The organism is Paenibacillus sp. plas6 (assembly GCF_057221655.1).
Genome location: NZ_CM170151.1, coordinates 3,106,868 through 3,132,053, shown reverse-complemented (window position 1 = coordinate 3,132,053; position 25,186 = coordinate 3,106,868). Strand labels below are relative to the sequence as shown.

General features: G+C 37.2%; 19 protein-coding genes. 5 read left to right on the top strand and 14 right to left on the bottom strand.

The features are described 5' to 3' along the window. Positions 1-5 precede the first annotated feature (5 nt). The 5 genes from AC2TDL_RS13955 to AC2TDL_RS13935 all read right to left on the bottom strand — a co-directional run bounded on the left by AC2TDL_RS13955 (position 6) and on the right by AC2TDL_RS13935 (position 4,480). Positions 6-527 carry a phage tail protein gene (locus AC2TDL_RS13955; RefSeq protein WP_484696696.1) on the bottom strand — a complete coding sequence of 174 codons (522 nt, stop codon included), beginning with the start codon at positions 525-527 and terminating at the stop codon, positions 6-8. A 10-nt stretch (positions 528-537) separates the two neighbouring features. Continuing rightward, positions 538-1,038 (bottom strand): phage tail protein, encoded by a 501-nt coding sequence (locus tag AC2TDL_RS13950; RefSeq protein ID WP_484696695.1) that lies wholly within the window; start codon positions 1,036-1,038, stop codon positions 538-540. Positions 1,039-1,080: 42 nt separating this feature from the next. Continuing rightward, positions 1,081-1,587, bottom strand: coding sequence for a phage tail protein (locus AC2TDL_RS13945; protein WP_484696694.1), 507 nt, complete (start codon positions 1,585-1,587; stop codon positions 1,081-1,083). Positions 1,588-2,040: 453 nt separating this feature from the next. After that, positions 2,041-3,084 (bottom strand): glycosyltransferase family 2 protein, encoded by a 1,044-nt coding sequence (locus AC2TDL_RS13940; RefSeq protein WP_484696693.1) that lies wholly within the window; start codon positions 3,082-3,084, stop codon positions 2,041-2,043. Further along, on the bottom strand, positions 3,074-4,480 hold the full coding sequence (locus AC2TDL_RS13935; RefSeq protein ID WP_484696692.1) for an undecaprenyl-phosphate glucose phosphotransferase: 1,407 nt from the start codon (positions 4,478-4,480) through the stop codon (positions 3,074-3,076). The genes AC2TDL_RS13940 and AC2TDL_RS13935 overlap by 11 nt, the downstream gene beginning before the upstream one ends. A 141-nt stretch (positions 4,481-4,621) precedes the next feature. Between AC2TDL_RS13935 and AC2TDL_RS13930 the strand changes: the two genes are divergently transcribed. Beyond that, positions 4,622-7,081 carry an O-antigen ligase family protein gene (locus AC2TDL_RS13930; RefSeq protein WP_484696691.1) on the top strand — a complete coding sequence of 820 codons (2,460 nt, stop codon included), beginning with the start codon at positions 4,622-4,624 and terminating at the stop codon, positions 7,079-7,081. A 61-nt stretch (positions 7,082-7,142) separates the two neighbouring features. Here AC2TDL_RS13930 and AC2TDL_RS13925 read toward each other — a convergent pair whose 3' ends face one another. Beyond that, a complete protein-coding gene (locus AC2TDL_RS13925; protein ID WP_484696690.1) occupies positions 7,143-8,087 on the bottom strand; it encodes a glycosyltransferase family 2 protein in 945 nt (314 codons plus the stop codon). Between the two features lie 122 nt (positions 8,088-8,209). On the opposite strand from AC2TDL_RS13925, the gene AC2TDL_RS13920 reads away from it, so the two are divergent. Together AC2TDL_RS13920 and AC2TDL_RS13915 are read left to right on the top strand one after the other, a co-directional pair. Beyond that, positions 8,210-9,982, top strand: coding sequence for a glycerophosphoryl diester phosphodiesterase membrane domain-containing protein (locus tag AC2TDL_RS13920; RefSeq protein WP_484696689.1), 1,773 nt, complete (start codon positions 8,210-8,212; stop codon positions 9,980-9,982). Positions 9,983-10,084: 102 nt separating this feature from the next. Further along, positions 10,085-11,470, top strand: coding sequence for an MATE family efflux transporter (locus AC2TDL_RS13915; protein WP_484696688.1), 1,386 nt, complete (start codon positions 10,085-10,087; stop codon positions 11,468-11,470). A gap of 102 nt (positions 11,471-11,572) precedes the next feature. Here the strand turns inward: AC2TDL_RS13915 and AC2TDL_RS13910 are convergent, their stop codons facing one another. The 7 genes from AC2TDL_RS13910 to AC2TDL_RS13880 all read right to left on the bottom strand — a co-directional run bounded on the left by AC2TDL_RS13910 (position 11,573) and on the right by AC2TDL_RS13880 (position 20,392). Beyond that, positions 11,573-12,199: a 2OG-Fe(II) oxygenase gene (locus AC2TDL_RS13910; protein ID WP_484696687.1), complete on the bottom strand. Its 627-nt coding sequence runs from the start codon at positions 12,197-12,199 to the stop codon at positions 11,573-11,575. 226 nt (positions 12,200-12,425) lie between these two features. Then, positions 12,426-13,115 (bottom strand): response regulator transcription factor, encoded by a 690-nt coding sequence (locus AC2TDL_RS13905; protein WP_484696686.1) that lies wholly within the window; start codon positions 13,113-13,115, stop codon positions 12,426-12,428. After that, positions 13,102-15,270 (bottom strand): ATP-binding protein, encoded by a 2,169-nt coding sequence (locus AC2TDL_RS13900; RefSeq protein ID WP_484696685.1) that lies wholly within the window; start codon positions 15,268-15,270, stop codon positions 13,102-13,104. The genes AC2TDL_RS13905 and AC2TDL_RS13900 overlap by 14 nt, the downstream gene beginning before the upstream one ends. 190 nt (positions 15,271-15,460) lie before the next feature. After that, complete coding sequence (locus tag AC2TDL_RS13895; protein ID WP_484696684.1) at positions 15,461-16,561, bottom strand: glycoside hydrolase family 88/105 protein; 1,101 nt, start codon at positions 16,559-16,561, stop codon at positions 15,461-15,463. Between the two features lie 110 nt (positions 16,562-16,671). Further along, complete coding sequence (locus AC2TDL_RS13890) at positions 16,672-17,547, bottom strand: carbohydrate ABC transporter permease (protein WP_484696683.1); 876 nt, start codon at positions 17,545-17,547, stop codon at positions 16,672-16,674. Between the two features lie 48 nt (positions 17,548-17,595). Further along, the gene (locus AC2TDL_RS13885) at positions 17,596-18,510 is read right to left on the bottom strand and encodes an ABC transporter permease (RefSeq protein WP_484701193.1); all 915 of its coding nucleotides are present in this window, start codon (positions 18,508-18,510) and stop codon (positions 17,596-17,598) included. 337 nt (positions 18,511-18,847) lie between these two features. Then, the gene (locus AC2TDL_RS13880; protein WP_484696682.1) at positions 18,848-20,392 is read right to left on the bottom strand and encodes an extracellular solute-binding protein; all 1,545 of its coding nucleotides are present in this window, start codon (positions 20,390-20,392) and stop codon (positions 18,848-18,850) included. Positions 20,393-20,722: 330 nt separating this feature from the next. On the opposite strand from AC2TDL_RS13880, the gene AC2TDL_RS13875 reads away from it, so the two are divergent. Next, positions 20,723-20,941 carry a hypothetical protein gene (locus AC2TDL_RS13875; RefSeq protein ID WP_484696681.1) on the top strand — a complete coding sequence of 73 codons (219 nt, stop codon included), beginning with the start codon at positions 20,723-20,725 and terminating at the stop codon, positions 20,939-20,941. 181 nt (positions 20,942-21,122) lie between these two features. Here the strand turns inward: AC2TDL_RS13875 and AC2TDL_RS13870 are convergent, their stop codons facing one another. Continuing rightward, the gene (locus AC2TDL_RS13870) at positions 21,123-22,649 is read right to left on the bottom strand and encodes an extracellular solute-binding protein (protein WP_484696680.1); all 1,527 of its coding nucleotides are present in this window, start codon (positions 22,647-22,649) and stop codon (positions 21,123-21,125) included. Positions 22,650-22,791: 142 nt separating this feature from the next. On the opposite strand from AC2TDL_RS13870, the gene AC2TDL_RS13865 reads away from it, so the two are divergent. Continuing rightward, complete coding sequence (locus tag AC2TDL_RS13865) at positions 22,792-25,128, top strand: AraC family transcriptional regulator (RefSeq protein ID WP_484696679.1); 2,337 nt, start codon at positions 22,792-22,794, stop codon at positions 25,126-25,128. Positions 25,129-25,186 lie beyond the last annotated feature (58 nt).

The following is a 25,186-nucleotide window of genomic DNA, read 5'->3' as shown; positions in this document are numbered from 1 at the left end:
CACTATTAGTCTTTAGGTGGAAAAATACCATTTAGAGCAATAATAAAATTTAAAGCCAGATAAGGCTGCATATTGTTATGTGGCTGACCGGCTCCGGCAGGAGATAAAGCAGAAGGATGCATTGTACCATTTACATTTGCAGCATATGGCTTGTTATTTCCTATTGGCAGCTCACTACCCCAAATATTATTCGTCGGATCTGAGTTGCTTGCTACTTGAGTACTTGCATTTACAGAATGCGTATGTGCTGGAAGTTGATTTGATAACAATGTTACCTCACTGCTTCCAACCGCCTGACCTAAAGTTCTTGCGCTAAGCCCAGGACCAACACCGCTTCCCATTGCAGCTCTGCCTTTCAAGTTAGGCAAAGCAAACGTAGTCTTACCATCTCCTCCATATGTAACGCCTAAAATACTGTATAGTGCAGTGTATTGCTGAATCTGCAGAAGTTGTCCTTCACAAAAAGCCCAGTCTTTTGGAGGGAAATCTCCTGCAAATAATCGAATTTCCCCAATGTACGGATCCATATCGCACCTCCTAATTTCTCGGCGGCCAAATTCCTTGCAATGCTATACAAAATTGCACGGCAGTATATGGCTGCATATTATTATGAGCTTGACTTCCGCCACTAGCGCCAATGGCTGTAGAGCTCATTGTCGCATTAGATGAAGCAGCATAAATTTTACGAACTCCTGTATCCCCCCATGTATTTCCAGACGCAGCCGGCAGCGTAGCATTATCCGTACTTGCCATAACTTGATGGGTATGAGCAGGAATCTCATTTATAGTCAACGTATGAGTTTCCTCTCCACCGATCTGAGCAAGAGTAATTGACTCACTAGGATGAATAGGTGTTCTTCCTTGCAAGTTTGGTAAGGCAAACGTAGTAACACCATTACCGCCATATCTGGTACCTAATAAAGCAAATAAAGCTTGATTTTGATTGATATTTAATAGTTGACCATTACATGGTGCCCAACCTCTTGGCACAATTCCGAAAGCGAAAGGACGAATTTCACCAATAAATGGATCTGACATGAAATCTAACCTCCTAAAAAAAGATACCTTCGAACCAATACTTTAATTTTGTGAAGGATAAAGTCCTGCAACAGCTATAATGAAATTAATAGCTAAACTCGGCATCATATTGTCATGTGGCTGATTGCCTCCAGATGGTTGTATCGATACAGGAGACATTGTCGTATCAGGTGATTGATTCGTGTAGTTTGTAAAATCACTAACTCCCCAAAAATGATTGATTGGCGAGCTCGCTACAGCGCTCTCTTGATCATTATTCGCATTTGCAAGATGTGTATGGGCAGGTATTTGACTAGATGTTAATATAACTGTCTCAGCTCCACTCTTTGTACCAAGTGGAATTGTTGGACTGTAATGAACTGGGATTCTTCCACGAAAATCAGGGATACCAAACGTAGTCTGACCATCACCGCCATATAATGTTCCAATCAAAGTAAACAACTCAGGATATTGGGCAATAGATAACAAAGAACCATCGCAAATTTTCCAGCCTACTGGTGCATAGTTTCCTGCAAACATCCGAATTTCACCAATATATTGATCGCTCATCTACCTACTCCTCTCTTTTACATAATAGATTTGAGATATAACTCAACATTTTGCACAAGCAGTTATTTTCTAGCATTTTAGATTATAAATACTGCTGCAATAGAAAATTACAAATTTTACCAATAAATAGACACAATAAATCAATTGCATTCTGATTGAAGCAATTCTTGATGAAGTAGGAGGATAAAACTAATTTGAGATTAACTGTTAATAGTCTAGGAGGAGAATTAAAAAACTTGTCTATCTAAGGAGTCAATTAAGGAAAAGGGATAACAGATTTTTTTACATTACTATGTTATTTTAACAAAAAAATCTAATTGTTACAATGAAAAGATAGATAAAAGTCATGGCAAGCTAATCTATTTCTCCTTAACTTGTTGATATGTAAAAACGCAAATAAAAAAGCATGCTAAAGCAAAAGCATGCCTTAAAATAATTGATATACTGACAGTTTTAATGAGATGATGAACTATCGCTTACTTGCTTACTTATTTTCCCTTGTAATGAGGATACGTCTCCTTGTTCACTGGAATATTCTGTATCATGCTGAAGCAGCTCCCAAATTCTGCTGTGCATACTAAACTTTCTGGCTTGAAAAGAAGGTAATTTAGTAAAGTTCATCCCTAGCTTGTAACCTATCAGTTTCGCCGCTGATTCAAAAATTAAGCGAGGAATCATATACCACTTTCCTAATTCTATTAGTCCCTTCATTTGATAGAGCACTAATGAGGAGCCAGCCTTACCTACAGCAGTATAAGGCAAAATCCATTGATTACAGCGCATCGATACTCCATTGTCAAAAAAGCGTTTAAACTGCTGACTTAACGTATAATGATGAGTATGATACACTTGCGCGTCAGCACAATAAGCAATCTTTAACCCCTGCAATACACATTTTGCAGCCATAAACAGATCCTCATTAAAGATCACTGGACTTTGAAAGCCGCCAAGCTCTTGAAAAACATTATTGCGAATTGCTGAGCAAGCATTGGAACAAAAAAAGGTTTTAATGCCCAATTGCTCAATCTGCTCGTAGCCTTTAATCATAGAGTATGTTGGATAATTGTTCGCACGGGAAAGCTTTTCCAGTGGATCTCCACTTTCATCGGCAATTTGACGGGCATAGCTATAAGCGACACTATTTTCGCGTATATTAACCGTCAACGGAGCAATTAGCCGCTCAATCAAAAAATTATCAACAGGCAGTACATCTTGAGTCATAAACATTAAAATATTTCCTGTCGCGTAACTAGCTGCTATATTTCGCGTACCTCCATGATCAAACTCCGCTCGATTTACAGTTAAAACAATAGCTCCTGCCTGCTCTGCATATTGCCGCGTAGCGTCATCAGAGCAGGAGTCAATCACAATAATTTCATGGGGCTTAACGCTTTGCTGCTGAAGCTTAGCTAGCAATAAAGCAAATTGCTCTCCAGCGTTCAAAGTTGGAATAATAACCGATACCACAGCGGCATCGGTTAATGAATTAGTAGGCATTTTGATTTACCTTTCTTCTAAAAGCAGTCATAAAAATAATTTTAATATCTAAGAAAAAAGACCAATTTTCAATGTAAAAAATATCATGGAAAATTCGCTCTTGAATCGACGTATCTCCGCGCAAACCATTCGATTGTGCCCACCCTGTAATACCAGGACGAATTTGATGCTTAACCATATACTTTGGAATTTCATCCTTAAATTGATTTACAAAATATGGTCGCTCTGGTCTTGGACCAACAACGCTCATATGGCCTAGCAGCACATTAATAAATTGTGGCAGTTCATCAATATTCGTTCTTCTTAAGAAGCTGCCAAAACGAGTGCGACGAGGGTCATCCTTTACAGTCCATTGCGTATCAGCAACTTCTGGAGGAGACACATGCATCGAACGGAACTTATACATTTGAAATGTTTTGCGATTTAATCCGACTCGTTCCTGCTTAAAAATAACAGGACCTGGTGAAGTAAGCTTAATTCCAATAATAGCAAACAGCCATATTGGTGAAGTTAATATAATCGCGAAGATTGAAAACACAATATCAAAGCTTCGCTTCAAGATGCGATTGCCTAGTTCATCAAGTGGCACATCACGCACATTGATTAATGGAATTCCTGCGAAGTTATCAAAGAATGGACGAGCTGGAAGTAAATCAAAATAATCTGGTATAATTAAAACTTTAATCCCTGCGTTCTCAGATATATTAATGATATTCGGCAGCTTATGATGAGCATCAAGCGGAAGAGCAACAATGACCTCATCGACATCATGCTTTTGCAGCATTTGCTCAAGATCATCTACTTTGCCTAAAATAGGCGGCAACTGACGATACTCCGCATCATGCTCCGTAAGCTTATCGTCTAAAAAACCGCAAGCATCATAGCCGATTTCTGGGTACTTGCCTAAATTAAAATAGAAGCTTCTGCCCAGCTTTCCCGCTCCTATAATAAGTACATATTTTTTGTTGTAACCTTTGCGACGCATAGAAAATAAAACATTTTTTACAATGTAACGATAAACTGCAATACATACAATATTCAATCCATAAAAGATAAGTAGTAATTGACGCGAAATATCATTTTCTTTCGCAAAATATAGCAACCCTAGCAAGCCTAGTAAACTAAAACTTTGAATTTGTATAATTTTCCAAAAATCTTGTGAATAGCTTCTTCGTCTTTTTGGTGTGTAGAATTGCAAATAGAATCCTATAACTATTGATGAAAATGAGTATACAGTCCCCCAAATTAAGTAAGTTGTAAATGGCAAAGAGTGCGTTGACTCTAACCACTGACTTTTAAATTTAAGCCAATAAGCAAATAAAAACACTACTAATGTACACAGCATATCGCATAACATATATAACTGTGTGAAGAAACGCTGATTCTGTCGCAACATGTACAAAAACCACCTATATCCAACATTTTTCTACCTTTCTATTCTAGCAAAAAATAGTAAGGAAATGAATCCTAACTTATTTAGGCAGGACTGTGCTATACTTGTAAAGGATATGATTATTATTACATAAGGAGAGTCAAAATGGGTTTATCGACAAAAAAACAGGCTGCAGTAAATTCTTCCAGACATATGCCTGTTAATTTATCAAAGTCTGCTTTAATACTAACAATTACCTCCGTATTTCTAGCTATCTTCTTTTTAATTATGCCTTTTCAAAATGGGATATTTAATGATGATACCCCTGCTAATGAAGTAAGAATTTTTTGGAGCTTTATTATAGGCGGAGCGTTGGCGGTTTGCTTAGCATTTTATATTGGTACAGTTAAAAAAACAGTATCGTTACTGCCACAGCTTATTTGGCTTATGCCTCTATTTTATTTGCTCTCCAGTATTGGAGCAGTATCCAGCTACCATGCTTATCGACAACTTAGTATTTGGATTTTTTATGCTATTTTATTTATATTAGCTTATTACTATACACAAACCGAAAAAGGTCAGAAAACAGCAATTTATATTGTTATGGGCGCCGCATCGCTAATTATTTTCTGTGGCATGTCGACTTGGCTTGGCAGTCCGTCGCTTGGCGGCATTCTTCCTGAGAGCTGGTATTTTGACGCGATACAGCAGCATGAAGATGGCATGCGCTTAACGTCGATTTTCCAATATGCTAACACATATGCTGTCTTTTTATTAGCTTATATTTTTGCATGTGTTGCAGCGATGACCTTATCTAAAAATAAAGTGATTCTTGTTATAAGCTCAGCTATGGTCATTCCTGCTCTGCTATCATTTATGTTTACATTATCGCGCGGTGCTTGGGTCATTGCGCCGATCGTTTTTATTGCTATTTTACCTTTATTGCGAATTTCTAAGCAAATTCAATTTACATGCAACTTTATCGTAAGTGTTGTAGTATTCGCTATAACCCTTCCATTTATTAATAAGTGGGGGTTGGAGCTGCAAAACGAATATTCTGCCGGTACAGCTATTAAAGCTTGGGGGCTGTTAATTGTCGCTTGTGCAATTATGACTGCACTTTCTTATTTAGCAAATCAATACGTATGGAATAAAGTAGAGCAACGGCTAGCGTCTAAAAATGAGCGACTTCGCTTTAATCTAATTTTGCCAATCCTTGCGCTTGTTGTAGTTGCACTTGGTGCATTCCTATTATTAGGAAACAGCGGCTTAACAAAAATATTGCCTGAAAGCATCGGTCAACGGATTGAGTCCATTAATTTCAATCAACACAGTGTGCTTGAACGTTCTGCATTTTATGGTGATGCGCTAAAAATATGGAAGGATTATCCTATCATTGGTGCAGGCGGCGGAGCTTGGCAAGCATTATATCAGCAATACCAAGATAATCCGTATACAAGCACTCTCGTTCATAGCTTCGTCTTCGAAACGTTGCTAGAGGTAGGTTTGCTCGGGATTATTTGCTTATTTGTACTGCTTATTGGGATCTATACGTTGTTTATTCGCTCATTCGTACGTAAAACAAGTGAACAGCAATTTATACCTTTTGTATGGTTAACGATAGCTACGACCATTTTAGTCCATAGCTTGATTGATTTTAATATGAGTTATATTTATATCGGCGCACTCGTATTTTTTAGCCTTGGTGCAATGATTGCTAATGTTTCTCTAAAAACAGGAAACTGGCATGCCCAATTGCTTCAGTCAAAATGGAAGCTAATGTTACCGGCCTTTATTGCTGTTATTGGTGTATACTTCATGTTCACTAATTTCATTCATTTATCAGGATACAAGCAATTTGATAAAACGACTCAAGCCGTTCAAGAGCAGTCACTGCAGGAATCGATCGAGCAATTAGATAAAGCTATTTCACGAAATGCCAATCCACGTTATGTGAATATGCAGTTAGAGCTGTATATTCAAGCTTACTCATTATCGGGCGATGAACCATGGGCCAATGAAGCTCAAGCCATTTTACAGCGTATGCAGAAAAAAGAGCCTTATTATGAGGCCTTGTACTTTAGACAGCTCGAGCTTAACAAGCTAATGGGCAACGATATTGCCTCTATTGATTTTCTGCAAGCGTCGATTACTAAAATGCCTTGGGAAATTGAGCTCTATCAGTTGCTGGCAACAACCTATTTTCGGGTTGCCGTTGCTGATTTAGTGGAAGGAAACACGACAGCAGCAAAAGAGCATCTTGAAGCAATTCTAGCCCTAGAGCAAAAGATTGTAGAAAAACAAAAACTGCTTGCACTGTTGCCAGAAGAACAGTTATCTGGACGAGATTTTTATGTCACACCTAAGATGGCAAGAGCAATCGGCGAAGCATATTATGTGTTTGGTCAATATGAGCTAGCTCTGCAATACTTGGGGCAAGCTTACACAGGTCAGTTCGAGGAGCAAGAGGATATTACTGCTGCACTTTATTACGCTGCTGTACTTTATAAGTTGAACGGAGACAATACAGCAGTAACTGCTTCACTTTATGCTGCATATCCTAATGATCAAACTAATTTAGAGACTCAAATCAACTCTCTAATTAATGCTGCACCTTTGCAATAATCGATAAAATATTGCAATAATTAAGGACGCATCAATAGCTAATCCGCTGTTGCTACGTCCTTTATTGTTTTGCCTGCTTTGCCTTTAATTTTTGCTTTAACAATTTGCGTTTATGCAGCATAACAGGAAGCAACTTTCTAATATTTTTCCAGCTTGTTAATACATCTCGCTCACGGATCATGATATAAATTAACTTCATCAATTCATAGCAAACAATTGCTGGCACTCGATACATTAATGATAGCGATAACTGTTCATTTTTAATCAGCATAAAAAGATGATTTTGATAGGAATGCTGCCTTACAAATGTTGAAATATGAGCTCTTCCTCCTCGTTGCCATCCCCTCGCATGCGTTGCTTTAGCTGCTGAAGTATAATAAGCTGCCCAACCTAATAGCTGAGCACGCCATGCCACATCTACATCCTCCTTGTAGGCAAAGAAATGCTCATCGAAAAATTCTCCTGCTAACTGAATATCATTTATCATTTGCCGTGAATAAAGAGCTGCTGCACCAGAAACACCAAACACAGGAGTCGGCTCTAACCACTCTTCTACCTTTTGTTCGGAGCCGCGATCGACACATTGTCGAGTCAGCTTCATCACTAGCCCTGTACTGTCTACAATAGTAGGATCTGCCTCGCGAACAAGCAAACCTGTGGCACTGCCATAGTGAGGATTTTTTTCTATAAGCTCAACTAGCACTCGAACGTAGTCCCTATCTAAAATAACGTCAGGGTTAAGCACTAGCACATAATCACTATCAGTAGCTGCTATCGCTTGATTTTGCCCGCCTGCAAAGCCATTATTCACTTTATTTTTTATAAGTAAAATGGGCGCACCTTGATTTTTATACTGTTCAATAATCTTTACTGATTGATCAGTTGAACCATTATCGACAATAACGATTGAATTTATCCGGTACGATTGACATGTTACCGCATGAAGACAACTGTCAATATATTTCTCACTGTTATAGGTAACAATACATACACTAATACTAGCCATTTATTTTCTCCTCTAGTTTCACTTTACTATTCTTCATACTACTATAGATTGTTCATAATCACTAGCAACGTTATGTTATAATGGGTGCGAGGAGAAGTTTCAGACAGATGGGATGAACAATAATGATGAATTTACTAAAAAGAAGCTTAGAGGATTTTCGTGCCTCATACAAAAAATTGCTTATTTTTGAATATATATTTATGCTACTTACGAGTGCCGTTATTATTCCAGTAATTACGTTTATTTTCAATCGTATATTAATGGTTTTAGGCTCTGGTTCCTTGCTTAATAGTGAAGTGTACGAGCTGAGTATGAGTTACGAAGGTATTATTGGCTTATTGCTAATCGGGATGCTGGCTTCATTTGCATTGTTTATTGAGTTATCCGTAGTTATCCTTTTAATACAGCAACGTTATTTCGGTAAAAATATTACGATTATCGACGCGATATTGACGACAATGCTAAAAACACCTCGCCTGTTAGGTTTCGGTTCTGTGCAATTGCTAGTATTCCTGCTTCTGCTCATTCCATTTATCGATTCTCCATTATCGAAATCGTTTTATAAATTGTTTAATCTTCCTATCTTTATTCAAAATCAAGTATTGAACGCTTCGATTACAATGACGTTCATTTATATTGTGCTAGTTCTTGTTTTGCTTTACACCATCCTTCGCTGGATATTTGTATTGCATTTTATTATGTTGGAAGATATGAGAATTACTGAAGCGATACGTGCCAGTCAAGCTTTGACTCGCGGCAGACGATTGCGGCTTTTTCTTGCTTTAGTTACGTTTAATACGATTATTGTAGGCACTAGCTTTTTGATATTAAACACCTTGTCATATTTGCCTGTATGGCTGGATATTGATTTGCTTAAAGCATTTTCTAGTCATTATTCCTTAACGTTGTCGACCATTTTGACATATATGTTTACGCTACTCATTATTCCAGTAAACCTTATCTTTTTAACGCGTTTATATTACTATTACACGATAAAAGATGGAAGAACACCGCTGGATAGAGCAAACGTTTTTCGTAGCCGTTTAGGACGCTTGGAAAAGCGGCTTTCTGCTTTTCTGGATAATTTAACTAAACCACGTTTATTTTATGCAGTTGCTATTCTATGCTATGTCGGTATTACTGTTTTTATCGGCTTTAAAGCCAGTGATAACCTGGTTTATGCAAAATGGAATATTATTATTTCTGCCCATCGCGGAGATACAGAAACTGCTCCAGAAAATTCTTTAGCTGCTGTTCTAAATGCCATTGAAAAAGGCTATCAATCCGTTGAAATAGATGTGCAACTAACGAAAGATGGGATTGCAGTTCTGAATCACGACCAAACATTACAGCGAATGACTGGTACTCCAGTAAAAATATCTGACCTTACATATGAGGAATTAAGCAAATTTGTAATTGGCTATGACAACAATTTGCAGCCTATTTCGATTCCTACTTTTTCAGAAGTGTTAGCAGAAACGCAAGGTCAGGTAAAGTTGCTAGTTGATCTTAAGGCATATGGACCAAGTGAGGCGCTGGTAAGCGAAGTAGTTAAGCAAATTCAAGCTTATGAAATGCAGGATCAAGTATATATTCAATCCTTTGATCTTAATGCGTTAAAGCAAGTTCGAGCTCTTTCACCTGATATTAAAATCGGTCAAATTTTATATTTTGCCTTAGGCAATCTTGGTTCGTTAGACGTTAATTTTTATACAATTGAACAAACGATGTTAACGGAAGATTTTGTTAAGCAGGCTCATGGCGCTGGCCGCGAAATTTGGGTCTGGACCGTCAATAGCACAAAAAATATGAAGGAAGTATTAAAATTCCAAATTGATGGAATGATTACCGACTACCCTGGTCGAGCACAATCGATAATTGAGTTGAATTTGTAATTTGCTACAAAGTATTTGAGAGCATAACATGATATAATATTAGTAGTTGTAAAAATGTCTAGTCTCAAGTACAGCTCAATTATACGAGAGGATGCTGCAGCAATGAATGCATACATAAAAACACCGATCATAAAGTTACTAGATAAATATTTCACAGGATCATCGATGAATTATAAGCAAATATTCTCGATGATCTTTCCTATTTTTTTAGACTCATTATTCATTGTTTTGATTAGCATTCTTAATACAGCCATGGTTAGCTCATCAGGAGTTGCAGCTGTAAGCGCAGTAAGTATGGTAGACTCAATAAATATTTTTATTGTTAGTGTGTTTATTGCGATCTCGACAGGTGGAACTGTTATTGTTGCCCAGTACACAGGTAAACGAGAAGCAGCTCAAGCTTCCAATGCGGCTTCACAAGCTGTTTCATCTGTTACCACATTATCACTGGTCATTTGTTTACTTGTCATTGTGTTTCATACACCAATTTTAAATTTTTTATTTGGTTCAGCAGAACATGAAGTAATAAATAATGCAAAGTTATTTCTGATCGGAAGTGCAATTTCGTATCCGTTTCTGGGGCTCTATCAAGCTGTTATTGGAGCTTTGCGGGGAGTATCAGAGACTAAAGCATGTCTTGTGCTCTCGATTATATTAAATCTGTCTTATTTTATATTAAATCTAGTATTTATTACATGGCTCGATATGGGAGTACTTGGTCTTGCGATTTCACTAATCACCGCAAGAGTGCTAGGTGCGGCTTCTGCCTTATTTTACTTATTTCGCTATAATCATACGTTGCACTGCACCATTAAAAATATGTTTAAGCTGCAATTATCACTACTTAAGAAGATTATGTTTATTGGTCTGCCATTTGCAATGGAGCAATTATTTTTCAACGGCGGGAAGCTGCTTACCCAAACTTTTATCGTACAATTTGGGACATTGTCGATTACCGTAAATGCGATAAGCAATTCATTATCGATGCTGCTTCAAGTAGGAGGCAATACCATTAGTGTTGCCATCGTTACCGTTGTTGGTCAATGTCTCGGTCGCAGAGATATCGAAGATGCTAAAAAATTTATTCGTTCATTCCTATGGCTATCCAGCATCTTATTTATCTTAATTACAGCCATCATTCTTTTAATCTTCCCTTGGCTAGTTAGTCTCTACTCACCGCCGAAGGAAATTGTACCTAATATTTTACAGCTAATTATATTACTTTCAGTAGCTCAACCAATTGTATGGTCATTAAGCTTTATTTTGCCTTCAGCACTCCGCGCTGCTGGTGACTCTAAGTTTACCTCCATCACTTCGTTATTAACGATGTGGTTATTCCGAGTCATTCTTGGTTATATACTGGGCGTATCATTAGGATACGGTTTATTGGGCGTTTGGGTAGCAATGGTTGCAGAATGGGCTATACGAGGCATTATTTTTTATTTGCGGTACAGAGGAAGTGCTTGGTATAAACATAAGCTTGTATAACTCGCTCACCTTTAAAGCATAAAACCCATAAGTGAGTCACTTCACACATTCAAGCGGCTTCTTATGGGTTTTAGTTTAATATATTCTATTATTCTACTATTTTTAACGATACGCCTGTCTGCGCACCCACTCAGTAGCAATCCATTTCTCACCAGAAACGACCGGATCTCCGCTATGCAGTGTCAATTCATTTAGCTCGGATGATTGATAAAAATATTCAAAATAAACAGCATTTCCTTTTTTCGGAGCGATAGATAACTTTAGCTCTGGAAATGAAGTTTCACCCCCAGCCTCAACATCATTTAAATACATAATTAGCGTACAAATGCGATTGTTTGCGCTGGAAGGATGATTTGGTCCAAAATAATCAAAGTGTGCTGAAAATTTTTGACCTGGTTCATAATGGAGAATCTGCAGCCCTTCAAAAAAACGTACAGGAATTTGTAAGAGCTTTGAAATACGTTGCTCGATTTCAGCAACAATGGGATGGTCTTCTTCTAAAAAGGTGCCGCTGCTGGTGCGATAATCACTTATTTCTTTTGTAGCCAGCTTAGAACGTTTAAGCCGTCCCTCAGATAATGAAATGAGCTTGTCACATTCTTCGTCCTCTAAAAATTGTTCAAATTCGATTATTAGGGGAAGCTCATTGATTACAATCGCTTTCATTGTTTTGCCGTCAAGCTCATATTGACTCTGAATAGGCAGCATTGAGGATTCTGTTGTTATCATCAAATCCACTCTCCCATAACCATATACAATTTTAATAGTTATATGGTAAAAACATCATTTTTGCGATTGAATGGATTATTTGTATAATTTATTTGCATTTTTTTACATTTCGATTATAGTTTATTTTTTAGCATTTTTTATCTTCTGTACGTCTTTTAATATGCAAATAAAAAAGCACCTTATTTTAAGAAATAAGGCACCTTGCGTACGTTTGCTATTAATTGATTTACTTATCTTTGTCGACTAGCATATATCCAGCCCCGCGAATGGTAATAATTTTCTCAGGGTTCATCGGATCATTTTCAATTTTTTTTCGCAAATTACTAATATGAACTGCAACGGTTCTTGTATCCTCTAAACTATCCATTCCCCATATTAAATGATAAAGCTCTGTAACATCGCATACGCGATTTATATTTTGCGCTAAATAAGACAATAAACTGAATTCTTTTTTGGATAAATAGACCGTTTTACTAAACATCGTAACTGTTTGTGCATAGTAATCAAGTGTCATTCCTCGTAGTTCTAGTATTTGATCTCTTTTAGCTGCTGACACTCTGCGAAGATGGGCTTTAATTTTAGCCATAAGCACTCCTGGACTAAATGGCTTTGTTATATAATCATCACCGCCATAGGATAAAGCACTTATTTTCACTTCATCCTCTTCACGGCTGCTCAAGAACATAATCGGAGCATTGGTAAATTGGCGAGCCTCTCTGCACCAATCAATTCCATTCTCATCAGCAAGTAATACGTCCAATACAATTAAATCTGGCTTCAACGTTTTTAACAGATTCATTGCTTCTGCTCCGTTGTGACTATAAGAAGAGATAAAGCCCTCTTTATCACAATATGCTTGAATAATTTCACAAATATGAGGATCATCGTCCACAATCAATATTTTAAAATTGCTCATCCTCAATTCCCCTTCCCTCTTCGCCAATAAGTGGATACGTCATATAAAAAATCGATCCTGTCCTGCCATCACTTTCTGCTCGCACCGTACCACCATGACCTTGCACGATTTCACGGCAAATTGCTAGTCCTAGCCCGCTTCCTTCAATATCTTGCTCTGTATCTGGTCTGAAATATCGATAATTACGATTAAATACTTGTTCAAGCTGATCCGGCGGAATGCCTATGCCGTTGTCTTCCACACTAATCATTACGTACTTATGTGCATTTTTTTCCTCAATTGCTAGCGTTAGGCGTACTTGCCCTCCTTTTGGCGTAAATTTCATTGCATTCGAGACTAAATTAAATAATGCTTGTTCCATTTTTTTCGTATCCATTTTGACAATTGGCGGCAGTGTCTGCAGACTGTCAACTGCACTAATATCCATTTGGAAGTCCAATCCAGCATCACGTACTACTAACTCATACTGTTCATAAAAACGCTCAAGGAAATGAGTGACATAGACTGGCTTCATTTGAAAGGAAATCTGACCTGTTTCCAAATGTGATAAGAAACTAAGCTCCTCAATCATTCGATTAATTCGTATTGTGTTATCTCGAATATATTGTAAATATTGCTCGTTACGTTCTGGTTTTACGCCATCCTGCACGGCCTCTACATAGCCGAGCATACTTGAAAGCGGCATTCGCAAATCATGTGTAATATACGCTAACAACTTTTTACGTCCTTGCTCAGAATGCAGTAATTGCTCGTAAGAAAATCTCAATTCTTCATGAGCAACAGATAATTCATTCGTCCGTTCTTGCACAAGTTGCTCCAAATTTGCATTCATTTCAATTAGTTTATTATTAGCGATTTGTAAATCCTGTGAAATTCTTTCCTCATTTGCAGCCGTTCTCGTAAATCTTAGTGAAATCAAGAACATTTGGGCAATAGTAAACACCAATAGGGCAAGCGAGAATGAGTTTTCGATAGGTGACCATTCATTATAGTATAAGAAATCACTGATTGCGGCGATAAAAGCAACAACTGATACAATAAGAAAGTTAAGCGCTCCCTCAACCCGATTTTTAGCTGCTTGAATCAGTCCAATCATTAAATAAATTACCTGTATTACCACGTTTACACCGATAACTACTAATAGTTGTGAATAGACAATTGCAGGAGTAAAAATAACGATGGAACACAATATTCCTGTTATAAAACCGGAGGCAATTTGAAAACGCTTTGTTACATAATCGGGATATACTGTATCAGCATATTTTGCTACTAGATATGCACTGCTGCTCAAAACGATATATTCGATCTTAAATTGGAGTTCCCATGACATATTGGGCAAGATTTGAGTCATTAAATGTTCTCCGACGAGTAGAGAGCGGATGCCGAAAAATGTCGTGATCAGACCAAAATATAAAGGGGCTCTATCTTTTCTGCGAAGTAAAAATAATAGCAAGTGATAAATACCAATAACTAATAAGCTTGCGGTAACAAATGTTTCAGCAGCTATTTTTAATTCAGTTCTTGCTGCTAATACGTCACTTCCGCCTAACTCTAAGTACTTGGTAATCCCACCTCGTTTATGATGAAAGTTAGCTACTTGCATAATTAACTCTATAGTATCCTGTTCTGGTTGAAAGAATACTAACTTCGTTGCCAAAGTCGGAGTGACGCTGCTCTTATCCTGACCAACTTCACCAACCTCAGCTAGTTGCTCACCATTCACCCACAATTTATAAGAATGAAAAATTGTAGGGACTCGTAAAGCAAGCCGCTCATTTCTGTCCTGCTCATTAAGCTGAATGACTAAGCGGAATGTTGCATAACCTGTTCCACTTAATTTGTTATCGTCCATTTGATAGCCTAACCATGAGCTTGGAATGTCAATAAAGCGTGCATCATTTTCTTTTTTAGCAATACGTTCCTCAAGCTCTTTAGGAGACAACAGTTCCTTCCAGTAAAACTCCCATTCGCCTTTTAATTTAATTGGGTTTTCACTGACCTTCATTTCACTTAAGTCTAGAATACCTGCTTCACTATTGATTTTTGGGAGGGTTGGAGATGATACGAGAAAATAGCTTGCTACCAAACCTAGTATAACCGCAATGATAATATGAAGAAAGTTAGACTTAGAGCCATCTCGTACAAAGCTTCTCAAGCTAAATTGGCCTCCCATCAACTAAATTACTGTAACTAATTATTTTAAATAATAACATTCTCATAAAAAAATGTCCTTAAAAAATTAACTGTAATTTCACTACAAAACAGAAAAAAAGCCGTAATTTATGAGTGAGAACTAATCATAAATTTCGACTTTGATCACCGTTTTTCTATATTCTTTTAAAATATTAAAATCCTGTTTCTATCTCTGCTAAAGCAACTGATGCCAATACAAAAGCTCCTACACCATGTAAATCATTTTCACTTGTTGGCCGTGTAACATAGTGGTGATAATCACCTGCCGATGTACCGATACAAATCATTGGAAGTGTAAAGCTTTCTCCTTTAACTTTCATTATCTCCAGCAGTCCTGAATAGGCCTTTTTTGCTACATTTAATTCGTCTTCACCAACAATTCCATATTGATAGCCTTTAGCTATCGTATATATAAATAAGCAAGTGCCAGAGGATTCTAGCCAATTGTCGCTTTGGTCCCCTTTATTAACAACCTGATACCAGAGTCCGCTTTGTTCGTCTTGAAAAGGAATAATCGCGTGAATAAACTGTTTTAATTTCTCCTTAAGCTCAGAATTTCCTTTATGTTCAGGAGGTAACTCAGGAATAAACTGACTGAGTGCTAGACCGTACCAGCCTAACGACCTTGCCCAAAATTCAGATGAGCACCCAGTTATTTTATTGGCCCAAGGCATTTGTTTGCTTTCATCCCAAGCATGATATAATAAGCCAAGCTCGCTATTTCTCATATGCTTGTACATTAATCGCTCCTGTAATAATACAAGTTCACGCAGTTTATTATCTCCATAGCGATTAGCATATTTTAGTGCAAATACCCCTCCCATATAAAGCCCATCAAGCCACATATTATAGGGATACTTATCTTTATGCCAAAATCCGCCCTCACTTGTTACATTTAATGTTTCAAACAAATAACGAAGCTTTCTCATAGCAATTTCATAGCGTCTGTCATCAGGATAACGTTCCGCTAGCTTAAATAATAAAAGCCCAGGCTGAATCGCATCCAATTCATCTCTTGCAAACATAAAGTTGCCGTTAACATCAATTAGCTTATCAACATATCGCTTAATATATTGCTCATAACGAGCATCTCCTGTTTTTTCATATACGCTCTCCATTCCGCATAAAAATACCCCTTGATGATAATGCCAGCGATTGGCAGGCGGAAGCTCCTCAGGCAAATATGAGTTCATTAAGCTTTTACATGCCAGTTCTGCCCATACAAGTGGAGAACATTGAGCGATTTGCTCCATCTCAGTACCTCCTTGCTCGATTTAGAATTGCTTTATTTTTTGCGCAGCATTTACAGCTTGTTGTATTTAATCACCTATTCTAACTCTTTAAAGAATGAAATATTGGATCACTAGCCCTTAATAGAACCTAACAAAGCTCCCTTAGCAAAATACTTTTGTAAGAATGGGTAAACACAAATAATTGGTAAAGTAGCTACAACGATAACCGCCATTTTTACTGTTTGTTCAGGCGGAGGAACTGCAGCGTCGAGTTCAGAACTAAATTCAAGACCGCTAGCTAAAACAACGATTTGACGAAGCAGCACTTGTATCGGCCATTTTGCACTATCATTAAGGTATAAAATCGCACTTAAATATGTGTTCCAATACGTTACTGCATAAAACAGAGATAAAGTTGCAATTGCTGGCATCGAGAGCGGCAATACAATGCGGAACAAGATGCCAAAATCGCTGCTCCCATCAATTTTTGCAGATTCCTCTAACCCTTCAGGGATATTTTGAAAGAAATTTTTTAAGATAATGAGATTAAAAGCGCTAATTGTTGAAGGAAGAATAAGTGCAGCATATTTATCAATTAAACCGAGCTCTTTCACAACAAGAAATGTCGGAATTAATCCTCCGCTAAATAACATCGTAAATACAACCAAAAACATAATCGTTGATCTTCCATCAAGATCGCGTCGTGATAAGCCGTATGCCATTAATGAGGTAATAAGCATACTAAATAACGTCCCAAATAAGGTGACACCAATGGATACCCCCATTGCACGAAATATGGTGTTCGTCGAAAAGATAAATTTATACGCATCAAGACTCCATTCAGTCGGAATCAATATAAATCGTTTTACTGCTAACTCAGCACTTGTCGTAAACGAGCCAGCAACAACATGGACGAATGGCAACACCGTAATTAGCGCGATTATTGATAGTAGTATATAATTGATGAGTGAAAACATACGTCCACTAAATGTGCGATCCTCTATCATTAAGCCCCCTCCTGACAATAGTTTTAGTATAGCAATTCATATCAATACCTAATAAACGCCTTCTTCTCCCATTTTCTTAGCTAAATAGTTTGACAGCATAACTAGTATCAAACCAACTAGTGACTTAAAGAACCCAATCGCAGTGCTATAGCTAAATTGTCCTTGTCTTACACCAGCAGTATAAACGTACGTATCAATAATTTCAGCGACATCGCGATTCATTGAATTGAGTAGTAAATAAACATGCTCAAAGCCTAGCTCTAGCACATCACCTATTTTTAGGATAAGCAGTACAATAATTACACTGCGAATTGCTGGTAAAGTAATATGCCATACTTGCCGCATACGTGATGCTCCATCCATTCGAGCTGCCTCATACAACTGCGGATCGATCGAAGCAATTGCAGCTAAATATATAATCGTTCCCCACCCTGCTTCACGCCAAATAACTTGAATAATATATACAGGTCTAAACCATGCTTCACTGAGTAGGAAATTGACTTTTTCAAATCCAAAATAGACAAGCAGTTCATTAATGATCCCACCGTCCATCGTTAACATAACAAAGCTAATCGATACAATAATGACCCATGATAAGAAATGAGGCAAATACACTAGTGACTGAAATAGTCGTTTGAAAAAGCTGATTCTCACTTCGTTTAACATTAATGCCAATATGATTGGAACAGGAAAATAAAAGAGTAAATTCATTGCAAATAAGATTAATGTGTTTGTTAATATTTTTAAGAAATCAGGCTCAGTGAATAAGCGAATAAAATGTTCAAAGCCGACCCATTCACTTCCTTTGAAGCCAAAGAAAGGTTTATAATTCTGAAATGCAATAATAATTCCGAACATCGGAATATACTTAAAAATAATAAAATATAAAATTCCTGGAGCTAACATGACATATAGCCATTTATTTCTCCAAATTCGCTTTACTCGCTCATTCGATTTGTATATTGTTGGAGCTTGCGACTTCGTTACTGCCTCCTGCACACGGTCCTCTCCTCTCTATGGAAGAATTGTTGCTTTGGAATCAGTGAGTTTTCGCTTCGCTTCGGAATCAGTAAGCTCTTACCGACGCTTTTTAAACTTGATGCATTTGCATGAATTTTTTGCGAGCATCAAGTTTAAAAGCGTCCCACTTCATTCCAGAGCTTACTATCCCTTCGCTGGCAGCTAATGTAGCTTAACTTTGATGCTTTCTGCATTCATCAGACGAGTTACTTATTCCTCCGCTTTCACTTTCGTTAGTCTCCTGCTGGCGTTCTAGTGTCTGGCAGTTGTTCAACTTCTCTTATCTTGAAGCGTTAAATTCATCAATTATTTTTTGACCGCCGCGAGATTTCCAATCTTCAACTATCTTTTCAAAGCCTGTGCGATCAATATCTCCGTACATATATTTATAGGTGGCATCAGTAATTAACTCTTGCAGTTGGGTTCCTTTTTCTGCATAGGTTACTGAATCTAATGCAGCAGTTGGGTCATGAATTGCAATTTTTTCATTTTCAACTACAAATTTTTCTGCAAGAATACGAGCTTCAAGATCGTTATAAGATTCATAACTTCCGTTTGTCTCGGCTTCACCAATAACGCTATCCTTAAATCCTTTAACCTCACGTTCTACTAATTCTTGATTATCTGAAACTTTAGCTTTACCATCTACAACGGTATAATGAACGCCCTCTATACCCCAATACATTAAATTTGCAATCTCTGGTGTCATCATTGCATCAAAAAATGCAAGAATATCTTTTAATTGCTGCTCATCCTTAATCGCAGTTTTCGGGAATAAGACAATATTGTTATAACCAGGAATTGCCCAAGTCGTCGCTTTTCCACTTGGTCCTTCAATTAATGCATGAACACTAGCATTTGCTGTTGGAACGTTTTTAATAAGATCTTTGTGTAATGTGTTAATATCCTGCATCGAGCCGATATAAGCCCCTGCCTTGCCGCTTGTAAATAGTGCAACTTGGTCAGTTTTACTTGTACCAGCAAAATCAACATTCATTAATTTGTTATCACGGATCTTTTTAATATAGTCCATGGATTGGAAGTATTCATCAAACATAAACTCTGGAAGCAATTGACCATCCTTTTCACCCCAACCGTTTGGAGTGCCAAACCATGACGCAACTGTTTTGAAAGCACCATAGACGAGATCGTTGCGATCTGCCAATCCTATTGTGTCATTAATACCATTCCCATCTGGATCTTCATTGGTAAACTTATCAAGCATGACATATAAATCATCTACTGTTTTTGGTGCCTCTAATCCAAGTGCATCCGCCCAATCTTTGCGATAGATTAAGCCCTGACGAGCTAGCGGGCGTCCAATGTACAGTGAATATAATTTACCTTCAACTTTTGTATTATTAAGGATTTCTGGCTTTAACTTGCTTAAGTTTGGAAACTCAGAAAGGTAAGGACCAATTTCCCAAAACTGTCCTTCTCGAATTGCATCCTTCATCTGTAAAAATGTGCTTTGGTTTTTCAAATAAACAACATGAGGCAAAGTTCCGGTAGCGAATGAAGCATTAAGTTTTTCTTCATACGTATCAGCAGGGAAAAATTGATACGTTAGCTTCGTATTTGTTAGCTTTTCCACCTCATTTTTAATCGTGTCAGGTGGTGTCTCAGCAATATTTAGCGGTAACATAATTGTAATTTCGGTAGGTTGCTTCTGTTCAGGTGCTGCTGTAGAAGTATTATTCTCTGTCGACGTATTATTAGGTGTAGTAGAAGTTTGCTTATTACTGCTATCGCTGCCACAAGCACTAACTGTAATTGAAAACGCTGTCAAAACAGTTAATAATGCAACTGCTTGCTTCTTCTTCATACATTTTGACCTCCAATTTAGTTTTTATTGGAATTTACTTGTCTCTAATGCAACTATCGTGATGCATAATAGACGTCTTAAACGTAACATTGAACATTGATGTTCAGAAATAATCATTTCTTCATATTAGCCAGTTCAACAGTAAAATCTGAAAAAATGATTATCCTTTTCTGTAATGATAATCCCCCTTTCGGTTTAGCACTTGCCTATCATATATTTTTCAAAATTGTATTAATAAAAAAATTATGGAAATAAGAGAATTGGTAATAGAAGACGGAAAAAGCTAGTTATTGTTAACAAGATATTAAGGAAGAGAGGGAGGAAATTTACTTGAAGATAACAATTTTATCATCAGTTCTCGTCTTTTCAGTAATCTTGAACAGTGCTGGATTCGCTAGTGCAGCAATGAACGAGGTTAGCTCTGAGCAAGACATTTTAATTATGTACAAGAACGACATTGGTAAGGATGTAATACTTGATGAAGTAGCTGAAGTTGACTACGAATTCGCAACAATTCCCGAGCGTTTCGGAATGATAAGCTCTTGCTGATGCTTTACAACACTACAGAACAGTAAGTGCTTAAAATGCTATTTAAACCTGATGCTTCTTCATAATTAAACGTTAGCATCAGGTTTAAATGCATCTTGCTAAGTTTCCAGAGCTTACTTTCCTCCACTGACAGTTTTTTCAATATTGCTTCGTTGCTTAGAATAACTATCCCATGCTACAGCTATGCCCCTTCGTTATTGCTTTTTGTCTTCTGATTATAACTTTCCTGAAATTCCTTAATAATTTGGTTACCTCCATTTGCTCTCCAGGTTAGAACTTCTTGATTAAATTGCTCAAGTGTAATTGAACCTAAAATATAGTTATAGGTTGCATCAGCAATTAAATTGTATAGTTCACTGCCTCGCTCATCAAACGTAAGCGATTCCAAACCTACCGTTGGATCGGACACAATAAATTGCTCATTATCTTTTATCAAATCTTCAGCATAGCTCCATAACGGATGTTGGATTTTTATTTCCATAATATTTTCATTGCTATATGAAGCAATCATTAGGGAATATAAAGCGTCAATTTCCTGCATACGAATTTCAGTAAGTTCTTCTGGTAATACGACTTTTCCATCCTCAACATAATAATGCTTATCTAAAATTCCATAACGCATCAAATTGGCAACATCAGCATCAAGCGTTCGATCAAAAAATGCTAAAATTTTAAGCAGCTCTTCTTCTGTTGGAATAGCTTTCTTAGAAAACAAATAAACACCATTAAAATTTGGAATCGACCATATATGAAAGCCAGTTGGCCCTTCAATGCGATTTACAACCGTAAACTCTACAGACTCATTAAAATGCTTTGCTTCCTCATATAGCCGCTGAACATCCGTCATCGCGCCAATATAAACTCCTGCCTTCCCACGAATAAGCAACTCCCTTTGCTTATCTTTACTAGTTACGGGAAATTCCTCGTTCATTAATCCATTGCTATAAATCTTCCTCATATAGTCCATCGTTAAGCGATAGCCCTCTGATTCAAATTCTGGAATAATTTTACCGTCCTTGAGCTCCCAATTGTTCGGAGTACCAAAATATGAGCTTAATGTCTTAAATGCTCCATAAATTAAATCATTTCGATCCGTTAAGCCAATTGTATCGTCTATCCCATTACCGTCTGGGTCATTATAGGTAAATTGATATAACACATCGTACAATTCTTCTAAATTAGTGGGAGGTGCTAATTCTAACTTATCAAGCCAATCCTTGCGGATAATGATACCTTGCCGTGAGGACTGACGCTCACTAAACAATCCATAAATTTTCCCATCTACTGCTGACTGCTGTAAGATAACAGGATTTAGTTGCTTTAAATTAGGAAACTGCTCAAGATACGGACCAATTTCCCAAAAAGCTCCTGCACGAATGGAGTTTTTAACCAGCATATAATCGGTATATTTTACAAACATAACCTTCTTAAATGAATTGGTCATAAGTGCTGTATTAAGCTTATCCGAATAAATGCCATCAGGAATCCAGCTAATGTCCAGTTCAGTGTTCGTATACTGTTCGAAAAGATTCATCACCTCGTCACTGGGTAAATTTGTAAAATGCAAAGGAACCATAATCGATATTTCTGTTTTGTCCTGCTCGGAAGCAAAATGGGCTCCATTATTTGAACAACTAGTGAGCAAGCATGCAAAAATAATCATTAGCATTAAATGTAAATGATATTGCCGAAATACCGTTATTTGCATTCAAAATCCCCTTTTCTATAAGGTTTTTTAGACAAATATGAGATAATGATTATCTTGAGAGGAGATGATTATTGTATATCATGTATGCGTTTACTAAAATAAAGCTAAGCAAAAACAATTTATGATAAGGTGTTGGAGCTTAATGCGATCGCTAAACTATTTCGCTAAATTAACGATATTTGGTTGTTTACTAAGCACCATTCCTGTTATTTTTATCGGCATTTTTGCTTACTTAACATCCTCTCAAGCAATACAAGAAAATGCTAATGAAGGTAAAATTAAACTAATTATGCAAATCAACTCAAATGTAGAGCATATCTTAACAACTGTCAACCATACGATGAATCAAGTTCTTGGCTCTACAGTTGTAAAGCAAGCCTTAGGACAATCATTATCAGCTAATGAGTTTAAGCTCTACAACGATTTGCGCAATGAAATTCGCCACATGCAATCCTTTGATACAAAATTAGAGGATGTCATTTTTATAAATGAACGTTACAATTGGTTAGTTAAAAATTCAGGGCTATATACGTTAGAGGAGTATGAATATGCACAAGAGCTAATGCAGTTAATGAATACACCTCATAATTCTTCGTGGGTGTTAACTCCTTCCTATTTGTTTTATAGCGAAGGTTTCGCACGTACAACTTCTGGATGTCCCTACAACATTACCTTAGTCAAGCCGTTCCCGGCCAACAGTCTAGATACTTATGGTTTAGCACTTGCTAATATCCCTACCTGCAGTCTGACGGAAATGATTACAATGAATCAACAGGATGACAGCAACACAACTGTTACGATTATTGACGAGCATATGCGTTTACTTGTCCACCCAGATTCCACTTTGCTTGGGGAGCCTGTTTCAAGCATTGGGATTTCATTAGAGGAGATGACCGAACAAAGAGGACAATACGATGTAACGGTTAATGGAGAAGCCTATGCCATCTCTTATTATCGTTCACCGTTAACAGGCTGGACGTACATGGGAATTTCCTCTATTAAGGCGTTGACAGCAGAATCGAAAAAAATAGGCTTATATACTATTTATATTTGCTTAATTTTAATTTTGGGCTGCTTCCTTATTGTTTGGTTAGGCAGTAAACAATTTTATACCCCGATTCGGCGCTTGCTTTTGCAAATTAGCGGATCAAGCAGCGAAGCAACACTCGATAAAATAAAAAGCAATGAATTTCAGCTTATTAGTGAGCGAGTACATGATCTATTTCAATCAAAATCCGAGCTTGAGCATCAATTGCAGCAACAGCTGCATCAAGTGCGTACGTTGTTTTTTATAAAGGCGTATCAAGGACAAATTAAGTCATCAGAGTTTCATTCACAATTGCAGCAGTACGGATTCCATAAGCAGCTTGAAAGCTGGAATACATTAGCGACGTTAACGATCCAAATTGATTACAATCACAATACTAGACATACGAAACAAGATAGTGATCTGCTACTATTTGCTGTTCATAATGTCGTCGAGGAGTTAATCGAGACAGAACAACGGCTAACCCCAATTATTTTAGATCAAAGTGTCGTTGTTACGATCGGTTCACCAGAAACGAACGAAGATAAGTTTTATTCTTTTCAATATAGCTTAACAGAAACTTTGCAAAAGAAAATTTATGATATATTACATTTACAAATTAGTATTGGGATTAGCCAGCCTGCTCACTTATTCCAAAGTATGAGCACCGCATATCGTGAGGGGCTAGATGCATTAAAGCATCGCATTATACTAGGGGAAGGAATCATTATTCGCTATGATCAAACAAATGTGACTAGTCATGCCCTACTGCTTAACTATCCGCAACAATTGGAAAATGAGCTACTAGATAATATTAAGCTCGCTGACGAACAGCAAGCAAAGCATTTGCTCTCACAAATCCTATTAAATATATTTCAGACAAATCGCTCGCCGCAAGAATTTCAATTTCCACTAACACGTCTATTGAATAATCTTGTTCATATGATGCAGGAGTCTGGAATTATGCTTAATCAGCTTCACCTACGATCAGCTTCTTTACTTGAGCAATTACTAAAAATTTCTCATAGACAGGAAATTGAACATTGGTTTTGGAAGACGATTATCGCTCCATTAATTGATATTTATCGCGATCGACAAGAGGAGCAATACCATAAGCTTTCAGAGAAAATTATTGATTTAATTCAGCAATATTACGATACAGATCTTACTTTAGAGGAATGTGCTGCCAAGCTTCATTATAATGCTAATTACTTAAGCGGAGTGTTTCGCAAGGAAACCAATGTTTCTTTTAGTGAATATTTAACGATGTATCGTTTTAAAATGGCGAAAAAATGGTTATCTGAATCGAATCTACCGATTAAGGACATCGCCGCTCGCTTAAAATATAATAATTCCCAAAACTTCATTCGTTCCTTCAGAAAACAAGAAGGAATGACCCCAGGGCAGTACCGTGAAAAATATCGGACTAAAGATAAGGTTGCTTTCGAATAGTTTTTCCCCTTAAACCAAATAGACCCAAATGCAAAACAATCGCTTTGCATTCGGGTCT

What these genes read in the sequence shown, in the direction of transcription:
- AC2TDL_RS13930 (WP_484696691.1), top strand. Translation starts at nt 4,622, where the DNA reads ATGGGTTTATCGACAAAAAAACAGGCTGCAGTAAATTCTTCCAGACAT.
- AC2TDL_RS13870 (WP_484696680.1), bottom strand. Translation starts at nt 22,649, where the DNA reads ATGCAAATAACGGTATTTCGGCAATATCATTTACATTTAATGCTAATG.
- AC2TDL_RS13905 (WP_484696686.1), bottom strand. Translation starts at nt 13,115, where the DNA reads ATGAGCAATTTTAAAATATTGATTGTGGACGATGATCCTCATATTTGT.
- AC2TDL_RS13940 (WP_484696693.1), bottom strand. Translation starts at nt 3,084, where the DNA reads ATGCCTACTAATTCATTAACCGATGCCGCTGTGGTATCGGTTATTATT.
- AC2TDL_RS13895 (WP_484696684.1), bottom strand. Translation starts at nt 16,561, where the DNA reads ATGGAGCAAATCGCTCAATGTTCTCCACTTGTATGGGCAGAACTGGCA.
- AC2TDL_RS13925 (WP_484696690.1), bottom strand. Translation starts at nt 8,087, where the DNA reads ATGGCTAGTATTAGTGTATGTATTGTTACCTATAACAGTGAGAAATAT.
- AC2TDL_RS13935 (WP_484696692.1), bottom strand. Translation starts at nt 4,480, where the DNA reads ATGTTGCGACAGAATCAGCGTTTCTTCACACAGTTATATATGTTATGC.
- AC2TDL_RS13910 (WP_484696687.1), bottom strand. Translation starts at nt 12,199, where the DNA reads ATGATAACAACAGAATCCTCAATGCTGCCTATTCAGAGTCAATATGAG.
- AC2TDL_RS13865 (WP_484696679.1), top strand. Translation starts at nt 22,792, where the DNA reads ATGCGATCGCTAAACTATTTCGCTAAATTAACGATATTTGGTTGTTTA.
- AC2TDL_RS13915 (WP_484696688.1), top strand. Translation starts at nt 10,085, where the DNA reads ATGAATGCATACATAAAAACACCGATCATAAAGTTACTAGATAAATAT.
- AC2TDL_RS13890 (WP_484696683.1), bottom strand. Translation starts at nt 17,547, where the DNA reads ATGATAGAGGATCGCACATTTAGTGGACGTATGTTTTCACTCATCAAT.
- AC2TDL_RS13950 (WP_484696695.1), bottom strand. Translation starts at nt 1,038, where the DNA reads ATGTCAGATCCATTTATTGGTGAAATTCGTCCTTTCGCTTTCGGAATT.
- AC2TDL_RS13955 (WP_484696696.1), bottom strand. Translation starts at nt 527, where the DNA reads ATGGATCCGTACATTGGGGAAATTCGATTATTTGCAGGAGATTTCCCT.
- AC2TDL_RS13920 (WP_484696689.1), top strand. Translation starts at nt 8,210, where the DNA reads ATGATGAATTTACTAAAAAGAAGCTTAGAGGATTTTCGTGCCTCATAC.
- AC2TDL_RS13945 (WP_484696694.1), bottom strand. Translation starts at nt 1,587, where the DNA reads ATGAGCGATCAATATATTGGTGAAATTCGGATGTTTGCAGGAAACTAT.
- AC2TDL_RS13880 (WP_484696682.1), bottom strand. Translation starts at nt 20,392, where the DNA reads ATGAAGAAGAAGCAAGCAGTTGCATTATTAACTGTTTTGACAGCGTTT.